The sequence below is a fragment of the Sphingomonas cremea genome, from assembly GCF_021502585.1.
Lineage (GTDB): Bacteria > Pseudomonadota > Alphaproteobacteria > Sphingomonadales > Sphingomonadaceae > Sphingomicrobium > Sphingomicrobium cremea.
The window spans coordinates 412,035-428,196 of the sequence record NZ_JAKFGM010000002.1; the positions used below are offsets into that span (position 1 = coordinate 412,035).

Consider the following 16,162-nt stretch of genomic DNA (forward strand, 5'->3'; position numbering starts at 1 on the left):
AGGGGGCAAGCCGTGAATCGATCGAAACGAGCCGATGTCGACCGCAGGGCCGGGCCCGTGTTCATCAGTTATGCGACGGCCGATCGCCAGCAGGCCCTGGCGGTGTGTGATTCCATCGAGAGCCGCGGCACTCCTTGCTGGATCTCGAGCCGGGATGTTCCCCCGGGCGAGAACTACCAGGAAGCGATAGTCCAAGCGCTTCGCAATACCCGCGCCGTGGTCCTCGTCTTTTCATGGGCGGCAAACAAGAGTGACGAGATCAAGAAGGAGCTGTCGCTCGCTAGCCGGTATCATGTGCAGGTCATCGCCCTGAGACTGCAAAACGTCGAGCCCAGCGATGCCTTCGCCTACGAGCTTTCGACACGGCAATGGATCGACGCCTTCAACGGCTGGGACAAGTCAATCGATTCCCTTGTCAGCCGTATCGCGCAGACTTCGGGTGCGAATCAGGGGGACGCAGCAACCGGTGTTCCCGTTCCCACCCGCTCAGCCTTCCCGTCTCGACGTTTCCTCGCCATCGCAGCTGCAGCCGGCATGCTCGTGTTGCTGACTGTTGCCGGCTGGTGGCTTCGACCGCATGCACCAGCGCACAGCATGACGGTACGCTTGGCCGGCTTCCAAACACTCTCCGCGGATTTGCCCGCGACTATGCGCGACGCTCTCAACTCCGAGATCAGTGCGGCATTCAACGCTGACGGCGTGATCGGGGTCTCGACTGCGCCTGCTCCCCAGCCGGGAAGTGCGCCCGCCTATGCGCTCGGTGGAACAGTACACCGTATCGGCAACTCCGTTCGTGTGATCACTGAGTTCAAGAACGAGCGCACCGGGACGATTCTGTGGTCGGACAGCGTCGACTATCCCGACGATCAAGTCGCGAAGATCCCTCACAAGGTCGCGGTTGATGCGGGGATCGTGGTGCGCTGCGGCCTGTCGGGTGCGTCGACCTATCGCAAGCCGCTGCCCGATCGGGTGCTGAAGGATTACATGCAGTACTGCCAGGAATCCTGGGCTTACGGCGGCACAAAGACGCTCCTTCCCGCGCAGCGCGTCGTCGCCGCTCTTCCCGATTTCTCCTGGGGGTGGTCCGCCGTCCAGACGGGCTTCATGCAGGCTGCCTTCGATGAGCCGGACGAGCGACGCGCCGAACAACTGCGAGCCGAAGGACTCCGCGCCGCCGCAAAGGCTTTGGCCCTCGACCCACGCAACAGCGAGGCCCTCGATCGCAAGACATATCTGATCGATCCCTACGCCTGGGGGGAACAAGAGAGCCTGTACAGGGCGGCGATCGCGGCGAAGCCGCTCGATTGCGGATGCGAGCATTACGGCTACGGGCTGATGTTGAACAACGTCGGGCGCATGAACGATGCGGTCGATCAATTCCGCGCCGCAACGGACATGTTGGCGCTTTGGCCTGACTCTCAGCTGGCATTGAGTATCGCGCTGCTGGCAGTGAGGAGGACCGAAGAGGCCAAGGACCATTTCGAGGCTGCGATCGATCTCAGCAAAGATCCGAACTTCGCGGCGTGGCTCGCCCTGAATGTCAGCCCTGAAACGGGCAACTATGCGGCTGCAATCGTAGCTCTCAAGGAGACGCAACTTGAGATGCCGGACACTTCGCGTGCCGCTCTGCTTGCAGGCTATCGGGCGCTCGCGGCGAATGATCCGCAGCAGAAGCTGAAAGCGATCAGCCTCCTCGTGGCGCTTCCGAAGGAGGAGCAACGCGACCAGGTCGTAGTGCTGCTTGGGGCGCTTGGAGCAAGTCACGAGGCGCTGCAGATTGCCGCGGACAGGCCGTGGCTGTTCTGGCGCCGGAGCATGCGCGGAGTGCTGAACGATCCGGCCTTTCCAGCCGTCCTCCAGAAGTTACGCCTGATCGCCTACTGGAAGCAGTCGCACTCGCAACCGGACGTCTGCAAGGAAAGCGGACGACCATCGTTCTGCGGCTCGCTTTAATGACCGCCATGGGTCGAAAGCGGACATAAAGCATCGAGACAAAAATGAGGCGTTATGCATAAAATATGCTGACGCGGCCCGCGGCCTCGACAGCAAGCGCCGTGGCCTCTTCCAACGAGTCCGCGCGCGCGAGTGCCACCCCCATTCGCCGATTCTTGAGCGTGTTGGGCTTGGCGAACAGGCGGAGATCGACCGGATTGCCGGGTTCGCCTTGGGCCAGCGCTTCCGCGACGCCGGAAAAGCCGAAGTCGTGGCTCTCGCGGTCGGCGAGGATGACCGCCGAGGCCGCCGGACCCGCCAGTTCGATCGCCGGGATGGGCAGGCCGAGAATGGCGCGCAGGTGCAGCTCGAACTCGTTGGGCGACTGGCCGATCAGCGTGACCATGCCGGTGTCGTGGGGGCGCGGCGAAAGCTCGGAAAAGATTGCGCGGTCGCCGGCAATGAAGAATTCGACACCGAAAATGCCATGGCCGCCGAGAGCGGTAACCACCCTGGCAGCCTGGTCCTCCGCCGACTTGAGCACGGCGTCATTCATCGGCGCCGGTTGCCAGCTTTCGCGATAATCGCCGCTCTCCTGCCGGTGTCCGATCGGCGGGCAGAACAGCACGCCATCCCTGGTCGATACGGTCAGCAGGGTGATCTCATAGTCGAATGCGATGAATTCCTCGACGATCACCCGGGGCCGGTCGCCGCGCATGTTGGCGACTGCATAATCGAACGCCGTGCCAAGCTCGTCCGCTGTGCGGGCGACGCTCTGGCCCTTGCCGCTCGACGACATCACCGGCTTGACCACTGCGGGGAGACCGATGGTCGATGCAGCGGCGATCGCCTCCTCGCGCGTTTCCGCGAACAGAAAGCGGGAGGTGATGAGGCCAAGCTCGTTCGCCGCGAAGTCGCGTATGCCGTCGCGGTTCATGGTCAGCTGCACCGCCTTCGCCGACGGGACCACGTGCCAGCCTTCGCGCTCCAGATCGCCCAAGGTTGCCGTATCGATCGCCTCAATCTCGGGCACGATATAGTCGGGCCGGTGCTTCTCGACCGCGGCCCTGAGCGCCGCGCCGTCGAGCATCGGGAAGACTTCGCGCGCGTCGGCAACCTGCATCGCCGGCGCATCGTCGTAGCGGTCGCAGGCAATCACCCGGCAGCCAAGCCGCTTGGCGGCGATTGCGAATTCCCGGCCCAACTCGCCTGAGCCGAGCAACATCAAGGTGGCTAGATACATGTGCGCCATCTAGCGGGCTTGCGCGCCGATGGGGAGGCGGCAATGTTCGCTTCCGAAACAAAATGAAAGGCCCCCCATGCGCCGACTTGCCGCCATTGCCCTCGTTACCCTGATTGCCGCCGCGCCTCCCGCCAAGCCTAGGACGCCGAGCGAAATTGTCGCGGGGGCGCCGAAGGCCGATTGGCGCGATATCTCCGCCGAAGACCTGGTCGTCTTCGAGCTGGAAGGCGGCCGCAAGGTGGTGATGCAGCTCGCCCCCGCCTTCGCGCCGGTCCATGCCGCCAACATCCGCGCGCTGGCCCGGGGCGGCTGGTGGGATGGCGCGAAAATCTACCGGGTCCAGGACAATTATGTTGTTCAGTGGGGCAATAATGAGAGCGACAAGCCCCTTCCGGCGGGCGTGGCTGCAAAGCCGCCGGCCGAATATCATCGGGCGCGCAAGGGCCTGCAGATTACGCCGCTGGGTTCCCCGGATGCCTACGCCCCGGCGGCGGGATTTTCGGGCGGATGGCCGGTCGCCTATGATCCGAAGGCCGGCACGGCGAACCTAGCCCATTGCTATGCAATGGTCGGCGTCGGCCGCGATTTGTCACCTGATACCGGAACCGGTGGTGAGCTCTATGCCGTGATCGGCCATGCCCCGCGCCATCTCGACCGCAATATCGCCGTGGTCGGGCGGATCGTAGCGGGCATCGAACATCTTTCGTCGCTGCCACGCGGGACCGAGGCGCTCGGCTTCTACAAGGAAAGATCGTTCGACGTGCCGATCGTCAAGGCACGGCTGGCGACGGAATTGCCGGCTGCCGAGCGGCCCCTGTTCGAATATCTCGCCGGACCGTCCTTCGCCGCCTATCTGCAGGCACGAAAAAACCGGCAGGACGACTTCTTCATTCGTCCTGCCGGCGGTGCAGATCTCTGCAATATCAATGTGCCCGTCAGGGCGGTTCCAGCGGGCTAGGCGGCCCAGGCCGGGGCGGTCACCCGGTTACGATGCTGGATTACCACGGGCGCGTTGTGGTGGCGCATGCTGGCCTCGGCCAGCGGCAGCGCCGTCGTGCAGAAGGCGCATTCGGCCGACATGCGGCCGATCAGCCACTGGGTGCGCCCGCATCCAGGGCAGTGATTCACTTCATGTTCGCGATAAACGACATGATATCCGCGTCCGGCCGGGTCATGCCTCATCTGGAGGTCGCTCAGCGTCGGGACAGAAGCCATAAGACGTTCCTTTCGGATCGATTGAACGACCAAACCTGCCTTGGGTTGCATCGATTTAAAGGTCAGAGTTCGCGCAGTCCCTGTGCGGGACGGGCGTTCAGAGCGGGAATCGCCGCGGCAAAGGCGGCCAGAACGGCGAGGAAAATCGCCCCCAGCGGTATCAGCGCGAGGCTCGCCCAATCCGGGCTGAACGGGAATTCGAACAGTTGTACGACGACTAGCCACGCAGCGATCGCCCCGCTGGCAAAGGCGGCAACCGCGACCACCGATGACAGGAGCACGAACTCGATCAGCTGACTTCGCGCCACCTGACCTCTGGTCGCGCCGACCAGGCGCAACAGGACGATGTCGCGCGATCGCTGGCGGCGGGTAGCGACAACCGATCCGGCCAGAACGATCATCCCCATCAAAATGGCGAATCCGGTCGCAATCCGCACCGCACCATCGATCGATTCGAGCAATGTCTTCACCTGGACGACGACGTCGGAGACGCGAATCGCGCTGACCATCGGAAGTTCGGTCGTCAGCCGCCGTTCGAACGCGGTCGTCGAGCGGCCATTTGCGGGGGAGGCGGTTGCCATCAGCGTATAAGGTGCAGCTTCGATTGCGCCGGGTGCGAAAATGATGGCGAAGTTGAAGCCGAGGCTACGCCAGTCGATTTCCCGCATCGACGCGATCCGGGCCTCGATCGGCCGGCCGAGGATGGCGACCGTCAGCGTGTCGCCAACCTTAAGGTTCAGGGCTGTCGCGGCATCGACGTCGATGCTGACCAGCGGCGGGCCCCGATAATCCTTTGGCCACCATTGGCCGGCGACGATCCGGTTGGCCGGTGGAAGGTCGCGCGCAAACGTCAGCCCACGATCGCCGCGGAGGATCCAAGCACCTTCGGGAATATTGCGCATGTCCGCGACCCGCACGCCATTGACCTCGGTTACCGGGCCGCGAAGCGAGGGAACCAGGCGAAGGTCAGCGCCGGGCAGTTCGGATGCGGCAATAGTGCGGAACTTCGGTTCTTCCGCGCGCGGGATATCGACGAGGAACAGGGCGGGCGCGCGCCTGGGCACCGCGGTATCGATCTCTGCGAGGATGCTGGAGGCGGTTCCCGCAAGCGTGACGAGCAAGGTCAGTCCAAGGCCAAGCGACACGGCCAGCCGCCCGGTGGCTGCACCCGGCCGGTCGAGCGCCGCGATGCCCAGACGGGTAATCGGGCTGCCGAGATGCTTCGCTCCGCGCGCGATCCGCCGGATGGCCAGTCCCAGCAGCGCAAAGAGGACGCAAAGGACGGCGATTCCGGCCAAGCCGGTTGCGGCGAACCAGGGGTCGCTTGCGCTGCCGATCGCGATTGCAGCCGCCGTCGCAAGCGCCGAGGCAGGAAGGATGAAGGTCTGCCAGCGCAGCGGCTCGCCATCGACGACATCTCCGCGCAGCAGCCTGGCCGGCCTTGTGTCGCCGGCGTTGGCGACCATTCGCCAGCTTGCGGCGAAACTGATCAGCACTCCGAACAGCGCAGCCTGGCCAAGCGCAACCCATTGCGGCGAAGTGTCCGGCGCAACTGGGAGCAGCGCTGCGGTCAACTTGCCGACCAGCGCCGGGGCCATTGCCCCAGCGGCCAACCCAACCAGGATAGCGAGCCCGGCGATAAGGCCGATCTCGGCCAGCAACATTGCATTGACCGTCGAGCGGCCGGCCCCGACCAGCTTTAGTATGGCGATGGTCGAGCGGCGAGAAGCGGCGAAGGCCGCGGTCGCGCTGGACATTCCGAGCCCGCCGATCGCCAATGCCGACAAGGCAACAAGCAGCAGCATCTGACTCAGCCGATCGATGAAGCGACGCGTGCCTGATCCAGCCTCGTCGCGGGTGGTCGAACGCCAGCCGCCCTCGGGGAAGCGCTTTTGGAAGGCCTTGCCAGCGGCATCGGCGTCGGAGGCAGGCGGCAGGACGATTCGATAGCTGGTACTGCTGAGGCTGCCGGGCTGGATCAGCCCGCTCTTCGCCAGCCCGGCTTCGTCCATCAATGCAGGCGGCGCAAACGCGAAACCGGAGGCGCGCGGCATTTTGTCGATGATTGCTGAGACGCGGTATGTGGCACGGCCGATCCGGACATCGTCGCCGATGCCGATGTCGAGCCGCTCGGATATTTCATGCCCTATCGCCACCTCGGCACCTGCCGGGCGCTTGCTGCCACCGACCCATTCCACCTTGCCGGCCAGCGGCCAATTGGCATCGATGCTTGAAAGCTCCGCAAGCAGGCTTCGGCACTGGGGCGCGACCAGCATGGCGCGTGTCGTGACGCTCTTCGACGATCGTCCAAGCGCGTCGATGGCCGCGCGTTCGTCCGCGCCGGCGTCGCGCTGGGCGACCGACAACATAAGGTCACCGCCCAGCAGCTGACGGCCATTGGCGGCAATGGCGCTATCGACCGAAGAGGCGAGGCTGGTGACGGAGGCCAGCCCCGCGATCGCCACGGCGAGGCATAGCCACAGCAAGCCGAGCCCTGAAAGCCCGCCTCTCAGGTCGCGAAGCGCGAGGCGTAACGGTAATTTCACGTGGCCAGGCGCCCGTCCGACATATGCAATACTCGCGCCGCCCGGGCGGCGACCGCGGCATCGTGCGTGATGACCAGAAGGCCTGCGCCGGCATGCCCGGCCCGATCGAACAACAGGTCGATGATCGCCACGCCAGTAGCGCTGTCGAGGTTGCCGGTGGGTTCGTCGGCCAGCAGCAGATGTGGGCGAGGGGCGGTGGCGCGAGCGATTGCGACACGCTGCTGCTCGCCGCCCGACAATTGCGCCGGGTAATGGTTCAGGCGATGCCCTAGACCGACCGCTTCAAGCTCAAAGGCTGCCCGGCCGCGCGGATCGTCGGCGCCCGCCAGCTCCAACGGCACGGACACATTTTCAAGCGCGGTCATGGTCGGAAGCAAATGGAAGGCCTGCAGGATAATGCCGAGCGAACGGCCCCTCAGCCTGGCCAGCGCGTCCTCGTCGAGGCCGCCGATATCCTGTCCGGCCAGCCTGACGGAGCCCGAGTCGGCCCGCTCAAGCCCGGCGACCACCGCCATCAGCGAGCTTTTGCCCGAACCCGAAGGCCCGAGCACGGCGACGCTTTCGCCCGGTTCGAGCGTCAGGCTGACGCCTTTCAGGATTTCGGTGCGGACATCGCCCTGGCCAAGGGTCAGGCGGACGTCGTCGAGCGCGATCAAGGGTTCGGTCATGGCCGGTGTAGCTAGGGAGCTTGTTCCGCAGCCACAATGGCCCCACCTTGCGCGCCATGATCCGCCGGTCGATTGCCACCGCCCTTCTGTCGATCATGTTGATCGGTGCCGGTCCGCCACCGCAACGGCCGCTGGTGCTGGCATTCGGCGACAGCTTGACCGCCGGATATGGCCTCGACCAGGGACTTGGCTTCGCGCCCCAGTTGCAGGCGACGCTCCGCCGCCACGGGGTTGCGGCGACGGTCGTCGATGGGGGAGTCTCCGGCGACACCAGCGAGGCGGGCAAGGCGCGGCTCGGCTGGACGCTCGACGGCCTTGACCGCAAACCGGATTTGGTGATCCTCGAGCTTGGCGCCAACGACATGCTGCGCGGGCTCGATCCCGAGCTTACGGCCAAGAATCTGGATGCGATGCTGGCGGAGCTGAAACGTCGCCGCATAAATGTCCTGTTCACGGGAATGAGGGCAGCGCCAAATCTCGATCCCGCCTATGTCGCGCGGTTCGATGCAATCTATCCTGCGCTGGCCCGACGGCATGACGTCGCTACCTATCCCTTCTTCCTGGATGGCGTGGCGGCCGAGAAGAGCATGCAGCAGGCGGACGGAATGCATCCCACCTTTGCCGGCGTGAAGCGGATCGTTTCGGGAATTACGCCGGCGGTGAAGCGCGCGCTCGCACGAAGTTAGGCGTTCAGCCCTTCGAGCGAAATGGGCTCGGCGAATTCGGCGCCGATTCGGCTTCCCGCGATCCAGCGAACAAGTGCATTGGCACGCTCGCGACCGGGCAGGATCAGCCAGATGCGCGTGCCGACATCGAAATGGCCTTCGGCTTCGGCCATGAATCCGGTTTCGGAGATGTTGAGGACCCGCGCTTCGAATCCCTCGCTGCCAAGTTCACGGACGCGCGCGCCGATCTCGACCGGGTGGCGGGAGGTACGTCGCCGGTCACTTGGATCACGGGCCTGTTCAATCCGTGCCTTGATCATCCGAAAGCTCATCTCCACGGCGCTACTCCAGCGGAACGGCGAAATACACGCCCATCCGCCCATCGCGCAGCCAACGCACCTGACCCGCAATCGTGCCGCGGTCAAGCAATTGAAGCGAAACGGTTTCACCAATGCGCGCGTCGCCGGTGAAGCGAATCATCGCACCCGACCGCGACAGATTGACCAGCGTGACGACGTGATTGTGCCCCCTGAACGACAGGACAGCCGCATGCGACTCCGCTTCGATCCGCTCTTCGGACCGCTCGTCAAACACGCGCTTGACGGTGCGCGGTATCATGTTGCCATGAAGTTGGAACCGCGATGACATCTCGCCCCTTCCCATTCGTTCCCTGCTTCGGATTAATCTTATGCTTCCCAACTGCTTAAGGATTAGTTGGCGCGGCCGGATTCGCGCGCCGAGCCGTGCCGCGGCCTCTGGTCCCGCCGGTTCATCCTGTGTAAGCTTGGGGGCGCTAGGTAAGGCACTATATTGACGCTGGGGCGTTGAGTTGGTTGCGAGGGGTAAGCTGCAGTGACGAAGGCGCGTTGGAACCATTTGGCGATGTTCACAGTCGTGGCCTCGGTGCCGCTGGCGTCACTTGCGGCCCAGCCGGCCGCCACGCCGGCCCCCAAACCCGTTACGGCGCAGCCGAGCAAGGCGGTCGACCCGATCGCTCCGCTGCCGGAAGGAGCAAAGGCCCCGGCGCCTGCCCAGCCCACGGCGGAGCCGCTGCCCCCGCCACCGCCACCGCTGTGGCAGGTCCAGCAGGCGCAATCGCTGCTTAATTACATCAACAATATCGGGCGCGAGGGACTATCCCCGGCGGATTATGATCCCGCCGGGCTGGCCTCGGCAATGAATTCGGGCGATCCGTTGGCGCTGGCCCAGGCGGCGACCGACCGGTTCAACAAATTGTCATCGGACTTGGCACTTGGCCATGTGCGGGGCGACGCGCGAATTGGCTGGTTCGTCGAGGACAAGGACATCGACGACGTCCGGCAGCGCCAGCTGCTGGAGGCGGCGCTGGTCACCAACCGCGTTCCGGAGGTGCTGAACAGCCTGCTTCCGACCCATCCGCAATATGGCGCCTTGCGCACGGCTCTTGCAGTCGCTCCGCGTACGGACGTCCAGAAGATCAACAAGATCCGGCTCAACATGGATCGTTGGCGGTGGCTGCCGCGGGACCTTGGCGACAAATATATCATCGTCAACGTGCCGGCATTCCATGCGACGCTGGTCGAAAATGGCGTTACCCGCTGGAAGCACCGCGCGATTGCCGGCGCAATCAAGACGCCGACGCCGCAATTGAGTGTGATGGCGACGGGCGTGATCCTCAATCCGTGGTGGGAAGTGCCGACCAGCATTTCCAAGGAAGTCGCGGGCAAGCCGGGATATGTGTCGGTCAAGGGCAAGGACGGAAAGGTGCAGCGTTGGCGCCAGCCGCCGGGACCGAGCAATGCGCTCGGCCAGCTCAAGTTCGTGATGTACAATCCGTATAATATCTACCTCCACGACACCAATGCGCGGAGCCGGTTCAACAGCCAGATACGGGCGCTGTCGCATGGCTGCGTCCGCACCGAGCATGTCCTTGACCTGGCGACCGAATTGCTGGGCGACGACAATGGCGAATGGACCCCTGAAAAGATTCAGGAGACACTCACGGCCAAAAAGACTGTCCAGGCCAATTTCGTGAAGCCGGTGCCGGTGCACATCGTCTATTTCAGCGTCGCTGCGCTGACCGACGGGACGATCGTCAACTACACCGACCTCTACAAGCGCGACAATGAAGTGATCGCGGCGCTCCTCGAAGGCGATGGCGAGGTCCCTCACAAGGCCGGCGAGAAAGTCGCGGCCAAGTAAGCCCGGCGCAATAGAAAGGGCGGCCCCCGTGGGGGCCGCCCTTTCTGATTCCAGCTACATGCGAAAGGCGAGCTTTAGGCGGCCGAGCTATCCAGCTTGTCGGCGTAGATCATCCGCCCGCCCGCGAGTTTGCTCATCACTTTCCATTGGTCGGCGCGGCTGAATGCGAAGCAGCCTTCCGAACGGCCGAGCTTGCCGTGGATGTCAATCATCTCCGGCTCGGCATACCAGGCATTGTGAATGACGATCGCGCGCGATTCGGCATTGCTGTTGGTCCAGTCGAGACCGTGCACCTTCATCGAGAGGCCATATTTGCCATGGTAATATTCGCCGGTGGTGTAGGTGCCGTTCGACGTCGCCTCGGAACCCGGCCGGTTGGAGAACATCTCGACAAAGCCGCTGTGGTCGGGATCCGACCCCCGGCCATGTGCGACCCGGAAGCTTTCGACCTGACCGCTCGCCAGGTTGACGAGGTGGAAGCGAGGATCGCGCGAAGCCAGCGTGAAATCGACGATGCCAATCGAATCGCGAGCCGCGATCCGGTGCGAATCAAGCGCAGCCTTCGCCCGCTGGAACAGCGCCGAATCGATGCCAAGCGGTGTCGTCGGCGCGGCTGCAACCGGCGCCAGAGGGTCGACTGGGGCCATCGCGGGCGGCAGTTTTGACGGCAACAATATCTGCGAGCTGGCAGCACTGGACAGCAGGAGTCCCCCTGCGCCGGCCGCCCCAAGCCGCAACATTTCCCGACGATTCAACGACATCCACACCCTCCGGTTGAAGGAACCCTTATACCTGCGAAAAGGTTAATCGCCGATAACTGTCTTGCATCCGCACCGGCTTTTGTCCCGCCAAGCCAACGGTTCATCGTTCCCGGCGGAACCCGCAACGCCTTGAAATGAAGGGAAGCCGCTGCTAAGGGGCCGCCTCCGCACGCGCCCCGGGCGTTTGCGAACCATGTTCATTGCTCAGTGGAATCATGGCCGGATGTCCCGGTCTTTTCGCCGGGCTTGCCCGGTCGAATTCGGGTGCACTTTAAGGGAGTTGGACGGCTTTTATGCAAATCATCGTTCGCGACAACAATGTCGACCAGGCGCTGCGCGCGCTCAAGAAGAAGCTGCAGCGTGAGGGCGTCTATCGCGAGATGAAGCTCCGCCGTCATTACGAAAAGCCGTCGGAAAAGCGCGCCCGTGAGCGTGCTGCCGCGATTCGCCGCGCACGCAAGCTCGAGCGCAAGCGGATCGAGCGCGAAGGCGCCCGCTAAGCCTTACCGAGGCTTCGCCTAACTTTCTTCCGCGAGGGCAGACATGTCGGTTACCCAAGTTCCGCTTCGTCCCGTCGCGAAGGGCACGATGATCAAGCTGTGGCTCGCCGTCGCCGCGCTGATCGGGCTGGCCTATGGCATCGCCTACTTTGGCGCCGGCCAGTTCAAGACCGTCACCGTGGACACCGTGGCCGCGGGCAGCGGGCCGCTGATCCGCGAGCTGGATGGAGTGATCATCGAATATACCGGCCGGACCGAGGATGGCACGGTGTTCGATACGACCGACGGACGCGGCCCGGCGCCGTTCCTGGTGATGCAGGTGGTTCCCGGCTTTCGCGAGGCGCTGATCCGGATGCAGCAGGGCGGCCGCTACAAGATCCTTATTCCTGGCCGCCTGGCCTATGGCAAGAACCCGCCTCAGGGCAGCCCGATCGGCCCCAATGAAGACCTGTCCTTCGACGTCCATGTCCTGCAGGTCGTGCCCAACGCTGCGCTTACAGCCGGCGCGGTTCCGCAGGGCCAGTAAGACTAGCCGTCGTCCGCGGCGATACGCGGCTTATTGGTCTCGCTGAACTTTTCCAGCGCCACCTTGATCGTGGCAACAATCGGATCGGCCAGCAGCAGGCCCAACACCCCGAACAGCGCTCCGAATAACAGCTGTGCGGCCAGGACCAGCGCCGGCGCCAGGTCGACGGTGCGGCGTGCGATGTAGGGCACCACCAGATAGCCGTCGACGTTCTGCACCAGGAAATAGACGAATATTGCCCATAGGCCTTCGCCCTGCCCGGCGGAGAAACCGACGGCGACCATCAGCACGCCGGAGATGATTGCACCGATATTGGGGACGAAGGCGAGCAGGCCGGTCAACAGACCGAGCAGCGCCGCCATCGGAACGCCGCCCGCCCAAAGCAAAAGCCAGGTAAACACGCCTTCAAACAACATTCCGACAATGCGGCCGAACATCAGCCGCCTCAGCGTGAACCCGACCTGGTTGCTGATTTCATAGAAGCGGCCGCGATTGCCGACCGGCAGCATCCAGGCAACGCCCTTGTCATAGAGGCGCGGCTCGATCGCGACGAAGATGCCGATGACGACGATCATCAGGATCGACGTCACGGCGCCGATTGCGGTGCTTACGGCGCTGGTCAGGCGGCCGACCCCGCCAAGGAGTTGCTGGCTGAAGCTGTGCAGGCCAGCACCTTCGGCCGGCATCAGGTCCATTTCGACCGCGTAGCCGACCAGGCGGTCCCACTGCAGCGTGACCACTTCTCTAAGTTCGCTTGCCTGGCCGATCAGGGTCGTTCCGGCGAAATAGAATACCCAGCCGACGAAAGCGAAGCCGGCGAGCGTAACGAGTGCCAGCCTCCAGCCACGAGCGATCGGCAGGACCCTGCCGAGCAGGCGGGTGCCGCCATCGAGGATCACTGCGAACACCATGCCGCCGATGATCAACAGGATCGGCTGCGACAGGACGATCACCCCGGCGACCAGCAAAGCCATGCCGATCCAGACGGCCGCGCGGCGAACCTCGGCAATGACGGCGACGTCCGAAATATCGGCAGGACCGGGCCGTTCGGCAGTTGCGGCGGACGGCTCGTCAGTCTTCTTCAAGGCTTACTCCCTGGACGGGTGGAGCGAATTGCCTGCCCGCCCTTCCCGGAAAGCGGGGAACCAGGTCAGCGGGTTGGTATAAATCGTCGTGCCGTCAAGGCTGAAGGTGATGAATTCGGCACGGCCGCCGATATTTTCCCACGGCACTGGACCGCCGAGTCCCATGTCCTCCAGGCTGAAGCGGCTGTCGGCGCTATGGTCTCGATTGTCGCCCATCAGGAACACCCGGCCCGGAGGAACGCGGACCGCGGCATAGTCGTCGCCCTGGCTCTGGCCGTCGTCGATCGTGTCGTAGCTAACGCCGTTGGGGAGAGTCTCCCGGACGATCGGCAGGCGGCAGAAGGCCCCCTCGCTGGTTTCGATGCGCCGGCCCCAGAATTGCATCATGCCGCACGGGGCATTGGCATCGACCGGAATCATCGCCGGCGGTCGTACCTGGGCCTGGACCCGCTTGCCGTTCAGGATCAGTCGGCCGTTGTGCACCTCGACCGTGTCGCCCGGCAAGCCGATCACCCTTTTGATATAGTCCTGGTTGCCGCCCGGCGGAGTGACGATCACCACATCCCCGCGCTCTGGCAGCTTTCCGAGCAACCGCCCCTTCGTGAACGGCAAGGTTATGGTCCACGGCTCGGCCCGGCGGAGGACAAGATTGCGGAAGATCGCTGCCGGGTTGGGAATGGTCGGGGAGACGTAGGACCAGCCGTAAGGGAATTTCGTCACCACCAGCCGGTCGCCGGTCAGCAAATTGGGCATCATCGATTCGGATGGGATGTAGAAGGGCTTGGCGATGAAGCTGTGGAAGGCGAGCACCGCGACCAGCACCCAGAACAGGCCCTTGATCTCCCGCCAGATTGCCTGGCGGTGGCTTTCCTTTGCAGGTTCGGTGGCCGTGGCCGCCGCCGCGGTGGCGGTGACGGGCTTGGGACTCTCGGACAATCAGGGCTCCATCTTGCGGGCGTAAAGGATCACGAATGCCTGCGCCCAGGGGTGGTCGTCGGTCATCGTCAGATGCACTTCGATGGCGTGGCCCGGCGGAGCCATGGCGTCAAGCCGAGCCCGAGCGCCTCCGGTAAGTTGCAAGGTCGGAGCGCCCGACGGCGCATTGACCACGCCAATGTCCTTCATGAACACGCCGCGCTTGAATCCAGTACCGACCGCCTTTGAAAAGGCTTCCTTGGCAGCGAAGCGCTTGGCCAGCGTGCCGGCGATGGTGTGCGGGCGCCGGGAAGCCTTCGCGCGTTCGATATCGGTGAAGACGCGGTTCAAGAAGCGGTCGCCGAAACGGTCGAGCGAAGCCTGGATCCGCACGATGTTGCACAGGTCGGAGCCAATACCGAGGATCATGACGGAGCAGTCCGGCCGGGGGCAGGATGGCGGCTCGCCCCCAGCAAGCCGCGTTCCGGCATAGCCTCATCCATCAGCGCACGCATCCGCCTCACGCTTGCCTCCAGCCCGGTGAAGATCGCTTCGCCGACCAGGAAATGCCCGATGTTGAGCTCGGCCAGTTGCGGAATGGCGGCAACGGGGACGACATTGTCGAACGTCAGGCCGTGGCCTGCATGCGGCTCGATACCGTTCTTGGCGGCGAGTGCGGCGGCGTTGGCGATTCGTTTCAATTCGGCCGCCTGCTCCTCGCCCTCGACATGGGCGAAGCGCCCGGTATGGAATTCGACCACCGGAGCGCCGAGCCGCAAGGCGGCATCGACCTGCCGCTCGCTCGGTTCGATGAACAGCGACACGCGAATGCCGGCGTCAGCAAGGTGGCTGACATATGGCCGCAGGGCATCGAACTGGCCGGCAGCCTCCAGCCCGCCCTCGGTGGTGCGCTCTTCGCGCTTTTCGGGGACGATGCAGGCGGCGTGTGGCTTATGGGCCAGCGCGATCGCCAGCATTTCTTCGGTTGCCGCCATTTCCAGGTTCAGCGGAAGGTCGATCTCGGCCATCAGCCGGTCAATGTCGCCGTCGGTGATGTGCCGCCGGTCTTCGCGGAGATGGGCGGTGATTCCGTCCGCGCCCGCCGCCGCCGCCGCCTGCGCCGCGCGGACCGGGTCGGGATGCGGTCCGCCGCGCGCATTCCGGATGGTCGCGACATGGTCGATATTGACGCCAAGGCGAAGGCGAGTGCTCAAGCGGCGCGGCTCCCGGGCTTGATCGCCGGAATCGCTGCCAGCTCCGCGGGAAGGTCGTTTGCGTCGTAGGTGGGCACGTCGATCCGAATCAGCGGAACGAAGGGAACGCCAAGGTCAACGGCGCCGCCCGACCTGTCCACGAGGCTGGCTTCGGCGATTACCTTGCCCCCCGCTTCCTCGATCGCCGCGATCGCTTCCTTCGACGACAGGCCGGTGGTCACCACATCCTCGACCATCAAAACCCGCTCGCCCGGTTTCAGCGAAAAGCCGCGGCGAAGATGGAATGCACCGTCAGGCCGCTCGACGAACATCGCGGGCTTGCCCAGCGCGCGTCCCATTTCATGGCCGATGATCACCCCGCCCATGGCCGGCGAGACGACCGCATCGATGGAATCGCGGATTTCCGCCGGCAGCTTCGCGGCGAGCGCCCGGGCCAGCCGTTCGGCCCGCGCGCCATCCATCAATACCCGCGCGCATTGCAGATATCGCGGGCTGCGGAGGCCCGAGGAAAGGATGAAGTGACCTTCGAGCAGCGCGTCCGCAGCGCGGAATTCCGCCAAAATCTCCTCGTCGGTCACGCTTATCTCCTTCGAATTCGCGGCCCGAAATAGGCCCGCGGCGCCCGACCCGCAACCGCCGCTTGAGGGAGCGCAATGTCCCGCCTATAAGGCCGCCAAATTCGGGACCTGCCGCATCTCGGCGGGCCTTTCT

18 protein-coding genes are annotated in these 16,162 nt (G+C 64.3%); 6 read left to right on the top strand and 12 right to left on the bottom strand.

The window, feature by feature from the left end:
* Window positions 1-57 precede the first annotated feature (57 nt).
* Entirely contained in the window at window positions 58-1,953 is a 1,896-nt protein-coding gene (locus LVY65_RS08540; RefSeq protein WP_235067616.1) for a TIR domain-containing protein, read from the top strand.
* A 52-nt stretch (window positions 1,954-2,005) separates the two neighbouring features.
* Here LVY65_RS08540 and purT read toward each other — a convergent pair whose 3' ends face one another.
* Window positions 2,006-3,184 (bottom strand): formate-dependent phosphoribosylglycinamide formyltransferase, encoded by a 1,179-nt coding sequence (gene purT / locus LVY65_RS08545; RefSeq protein ID WP_235067617.1) that lies wholly within the window; start codon window positions 3,182-3,184, stop codon window positions 2,006-2,008.
* Window positions 3,185-3,251: 67 nt separating this feature from the next.
* Between purT and LVY65_RS08550 the strand changes: the two genes are divergently transcribed.
* A complete protein-coding gene (locus LVY65_RS08550; protein ID WP_235067618.1) occupies window positions 3,252-4,133 on the top strand; it encodes a peptidylprolyl isomerase in 882 nt (293 codons plus the stop codon).
* Here LVY65_RS08550 and LVY65_RS08555 read toward each other — a convergent pair.
* From LVY65_RS08555 to LVY65_RS08565, 3 genes are all read right to left on the bottom strand, one after another.
* Complete coding sequence (locus tag LVY65_RS08555; protein WP_235067620.1) at window positions 4,130-4,390, bottom strand: hypothetical protein; 261 nt, start codon at window positions 4,388-4,390, stop codon at window positions 4,130-4,132. The genes LVY65_RS08550 and LVY65_RS08555 overlap by 4 nt on opposite strands.
* 62 nt (window positions 4,391-4,452) lie before the next feature.
* Complete coding sequence (locus tag LVY65_RS13335; protein ID WP_235067621.1) at window positions 4,453-6,936, bottom strand: ABC transporter permease; 2,484 nt, start codon at window positions 6,934-6,936, stop codon at window positions 4,453-4,455.
* Window positions 6,933-7,604: an ABC transporter ATP-binding protein gene (locus LVY65_RS08565; RefSeq protein ID WP_235067623.1), complete on the bottom strand. Its 672-nt coding sequence runs from the start codon at window positions 7,602-7,604 to the stop codon at window positions 6,933-6,935. Before LVY65_RS08565 ends, LVY65_RS13335 begins: the two co-directional genes overlap by 4 nt.
* 56 nt (window positions 7,605-7,660) lie before the next feature.
* On the opposite strand from LVY65_RS08565, the gene LVY65_RS08570 reads away from it, so the two are divergent.
* Window positions 7,661-8,290 carry an arylesterase gene (locus LVY65_RS08570; protein WP_235067625.1) on the top strand — a complete coding sequence of 210 codons (630 nt, stop codon included), beginning with the start codon at window positions 7,661-7,663 and terminating at the stop codon, window positions 8,288-8,290.
* Here the strand turns inward: LVY65_RS08570 and LVY65_RS08575 are convergent.
* The gene (locus LVY65_RS08575; protein WP_235067627.1) at window positions 8,287-8,601 is read right to left on the bottom strand and encodes a PilZ domain-containing protein; all 315 of its coding nucleotides are present in this window, start codon (window positions 8,599-8,601) and stop codon (window positions 8,287-8,289) included. The two genes, LVY65_RS08570 and LVY65_RS08575, sit on opposite strands and share 4 nt — an antisense overlap.
* A 10-nt stretch (window positions 8,602-8,611) precedes the next feature.
* Window positions 8,612-8,917, bottom strand: a complete 306-nt coding sequence (locus tag LVY65_RS08580; protein WP_235067628.1) for a PilZ domain-containing protein — start codon at window positions 8,915-8,917, stop codon at window positions 8,612-8,614.
* 204 nt (window positions 8,918-9,121) lie between these two features.
* Here LVY65_RS08580 and LVY65_RS08585 point away from each other — a divergent pair, with 204 nt between their 5' ends.
* Window positions 9,122-10,450 (top strand): L,D-transpeptidase family protein, encoded by a 1,329-nt coding sequence (locus tag LVY65_RS08585; RefSeq protein WP_235067629.1) that lies wholly within the window; start codon window positions 9,122-9,124, stop codon window positions 10,448-10,450.
* A gap of 74 nt (window positions 10,451-10,524) precedes the next feature.
* Here LVY65_RS08585 and LVY65_RS08590 read toward each other — a convergent pair whose 3' ends face one another.
* Window positions 10,525-11,211, bottom strand: coding sequence for a murein L,D-transpeptidase catalytic domain family protein (locus LVY65_RS08590; RefSeq protein ID WP_235067630.1), 687 nt, complete (start codon window positions 11,209-11,211; stop codon window positions 10,525-10,527).
* 293 nt (window positions 11,212-11,504) lie between these two features.
* On the opposite strand from LVY65_RS08590, the gene rpsU reads away from it, so the two are divergent.
* Window positions 11,505-11,711: a 30S ribosomal protein S21 gene (gene rpsU / locus LVY65_RS08595; RefSeq protein ID WP_118858261.1), complete on the top strand. Its 207-nt coding sequence runs from the start codon at window positions 11,505-11,507 to the stop codon at window positions 11,709-11,711.
* Window positions 11,712-11,754: 43 nt separating this feature from the next.
* Window positions 11,755-12,237: an FKBP-type peptidyl-prolyl cis-trans isomerase gene (locus LVY65_RS08600; protein ID WP_235067631.1), complete on the top strand. Its 483-nt coding sequence runs from the start codon at window positions 11,755-11,757 to the stop codon at window positions 12,235-12,237.
* A gap of 2 nt (window positions 12,238-12,239) precedes the next feature.
* On the opposite strand, the gene LVY65_RS08605 is transcribed toward LVY65_RS08600, so the two are convergent.
* The 5 genes from LVY65_RS08605 to pyrE are packed head-to-tail and all read right to left on the bottom strand — an operon-like array spanning window position 12,240 to window position 16,029.
* Window positions 12,240-13,322, bottom strand: coding sequence for an AI-2E family transporter (locus LVY65_RS08605; RefSeq protein WP_235067632.1), 1,083 nt, complete (start codon window positions 13,320-13,322; stop codon window positions 12,240-12,242).
* Window positions 13,323-13,325: 3 nt separating this feature from the next.
* Window positions 13,326-14,258, bottom strand: a complete 933-nt coding sequence (gene lepB / locus LVY65_RS08610; protein ID WP_235067633.1) for a signal peptidase I — start codon at window positions 14,256-14,258, stop codon at window positions 13,326-13,328.
* Complete coding sequence (gene acpS, locus LVY65_RS08615) at window positions 14,259-14,666, bottom strand: holo-ACP synthase (RefSeq protein ID WP_235067634.1); 408 nt, start codon at window positions 14,664-14,666, stop codon at window positions 14,259-14,261.
* On the bottom strand, window positions 14,663-15,451 hold the full coding sequence (locus LVY65_RS08620) for a pyridoxine 5'-phosphate synthase (RefSeq protein WP_235067635.1): 789 nt from the start codon (window positions 15,449-15,451) through the stop codon (window positions 14,663-14,665). The genes acpS and LVY65_RS08620 overlap by 4 nt, the downstream gene beginning before the upstream one ends.
* Window positions 15,448-16,029, bottom strand: a complete 582-nt coding sequence (pyrE, locus tag LVY65_RS08625; RefSeq protein ID WP_235067637.1) for an orotate phosphoribosyltransferase — start codon at window positions 16,027-16,029, stop codon at window positions 15,448-15,450. The genes LVY65_RS08620 and pyrE overlap by 4 nt, the downstream gene beginning before the upstream one ends.
* Between the last annotated feature and the right edge of the window lie 133 nt (window positions 16,030-16,162).

Excerpts from the sequence above, each read along its gene's own strand:
- purT (WP_235067617.1), bottom strand. The coding sequence starts at position 3,184 with ATGGCGCACATGTATCTAGCCACCTTGATGTTGCTCGGCTCAGGCGAG.
- LVY65_RS08550 (WP_235067618.1), top strand. The coding sequence starts at position 3,252 with ATGCGCCGACTTGCCGCCATTGCCCTCGTTACCCTGATTGCCGCCGCG.
- LVY65_RS08555 (WP_235067620.1), bottom strand. The coding sequence starts at position 4,390 with ATGGCTTCTGTCCCGACGCTGAGCGACCTCCAGATGAGGCATGACCCG.
- LVY65_RS08565 (WP_235067623.1), bottom strand. The coding sequence starts at position 7,604 with ATGACCGAACCCTTGATCGCGCTCGACGACGTCCGCCTGACCCTTGGC.
- LVY65_RS08570 (WP_235067625.1), top strand. The coding sequence starts at position 7,661 with ATGATCCGCCGGTCGATTGCCACCGCCCTTCTGTCGATCATGTTGATC.
- LVY65_RS08575 (WP_235067627.1), bottom strand. The coding sequence starts at position 8,601 with ATGAGCTTTCGGATGATCAAGGCACGGATTGAACAGGCCCGTGATCCA.
- LVY65_RS08580 (WP_235067628.1), bottom strand. The coding sequence starts at position 8,917 with ATGTCATCGCGGTTCCAACTTCATGGCAACATGATACCGCGCACCGTC.
- LVY65_RS08590 (WP_235067630.1), bottom strand. The coding sequence starts at position 11,211 with ATGTCGTTGAATCGTCGGGAAATGTTGCGGCTTGGGGCGGCCGGCGCA.
- rpsU (WP_118858261.1), top strand. The coding sequence starts at position 11,505 with ATGCAAATCATCGTTCGCGACAACAATGTCGACCAGGCGCTGCGCGCG.
- LVY65_RS08600 (WP_235067631.1), top strand. The coding sequence starts at position 11,755 with ATGTCGGTTACCCAAGTTCCGCTTCGTCCCGTCGCGAAGGGCACGATG.
- acpS (WP_235067634.1), bottom strand. The coding sequence starts at position 14,666 with ATGATCCTCGGTATTGGCTCCGACCTGTGCAACATCGTGCGGATCCAG.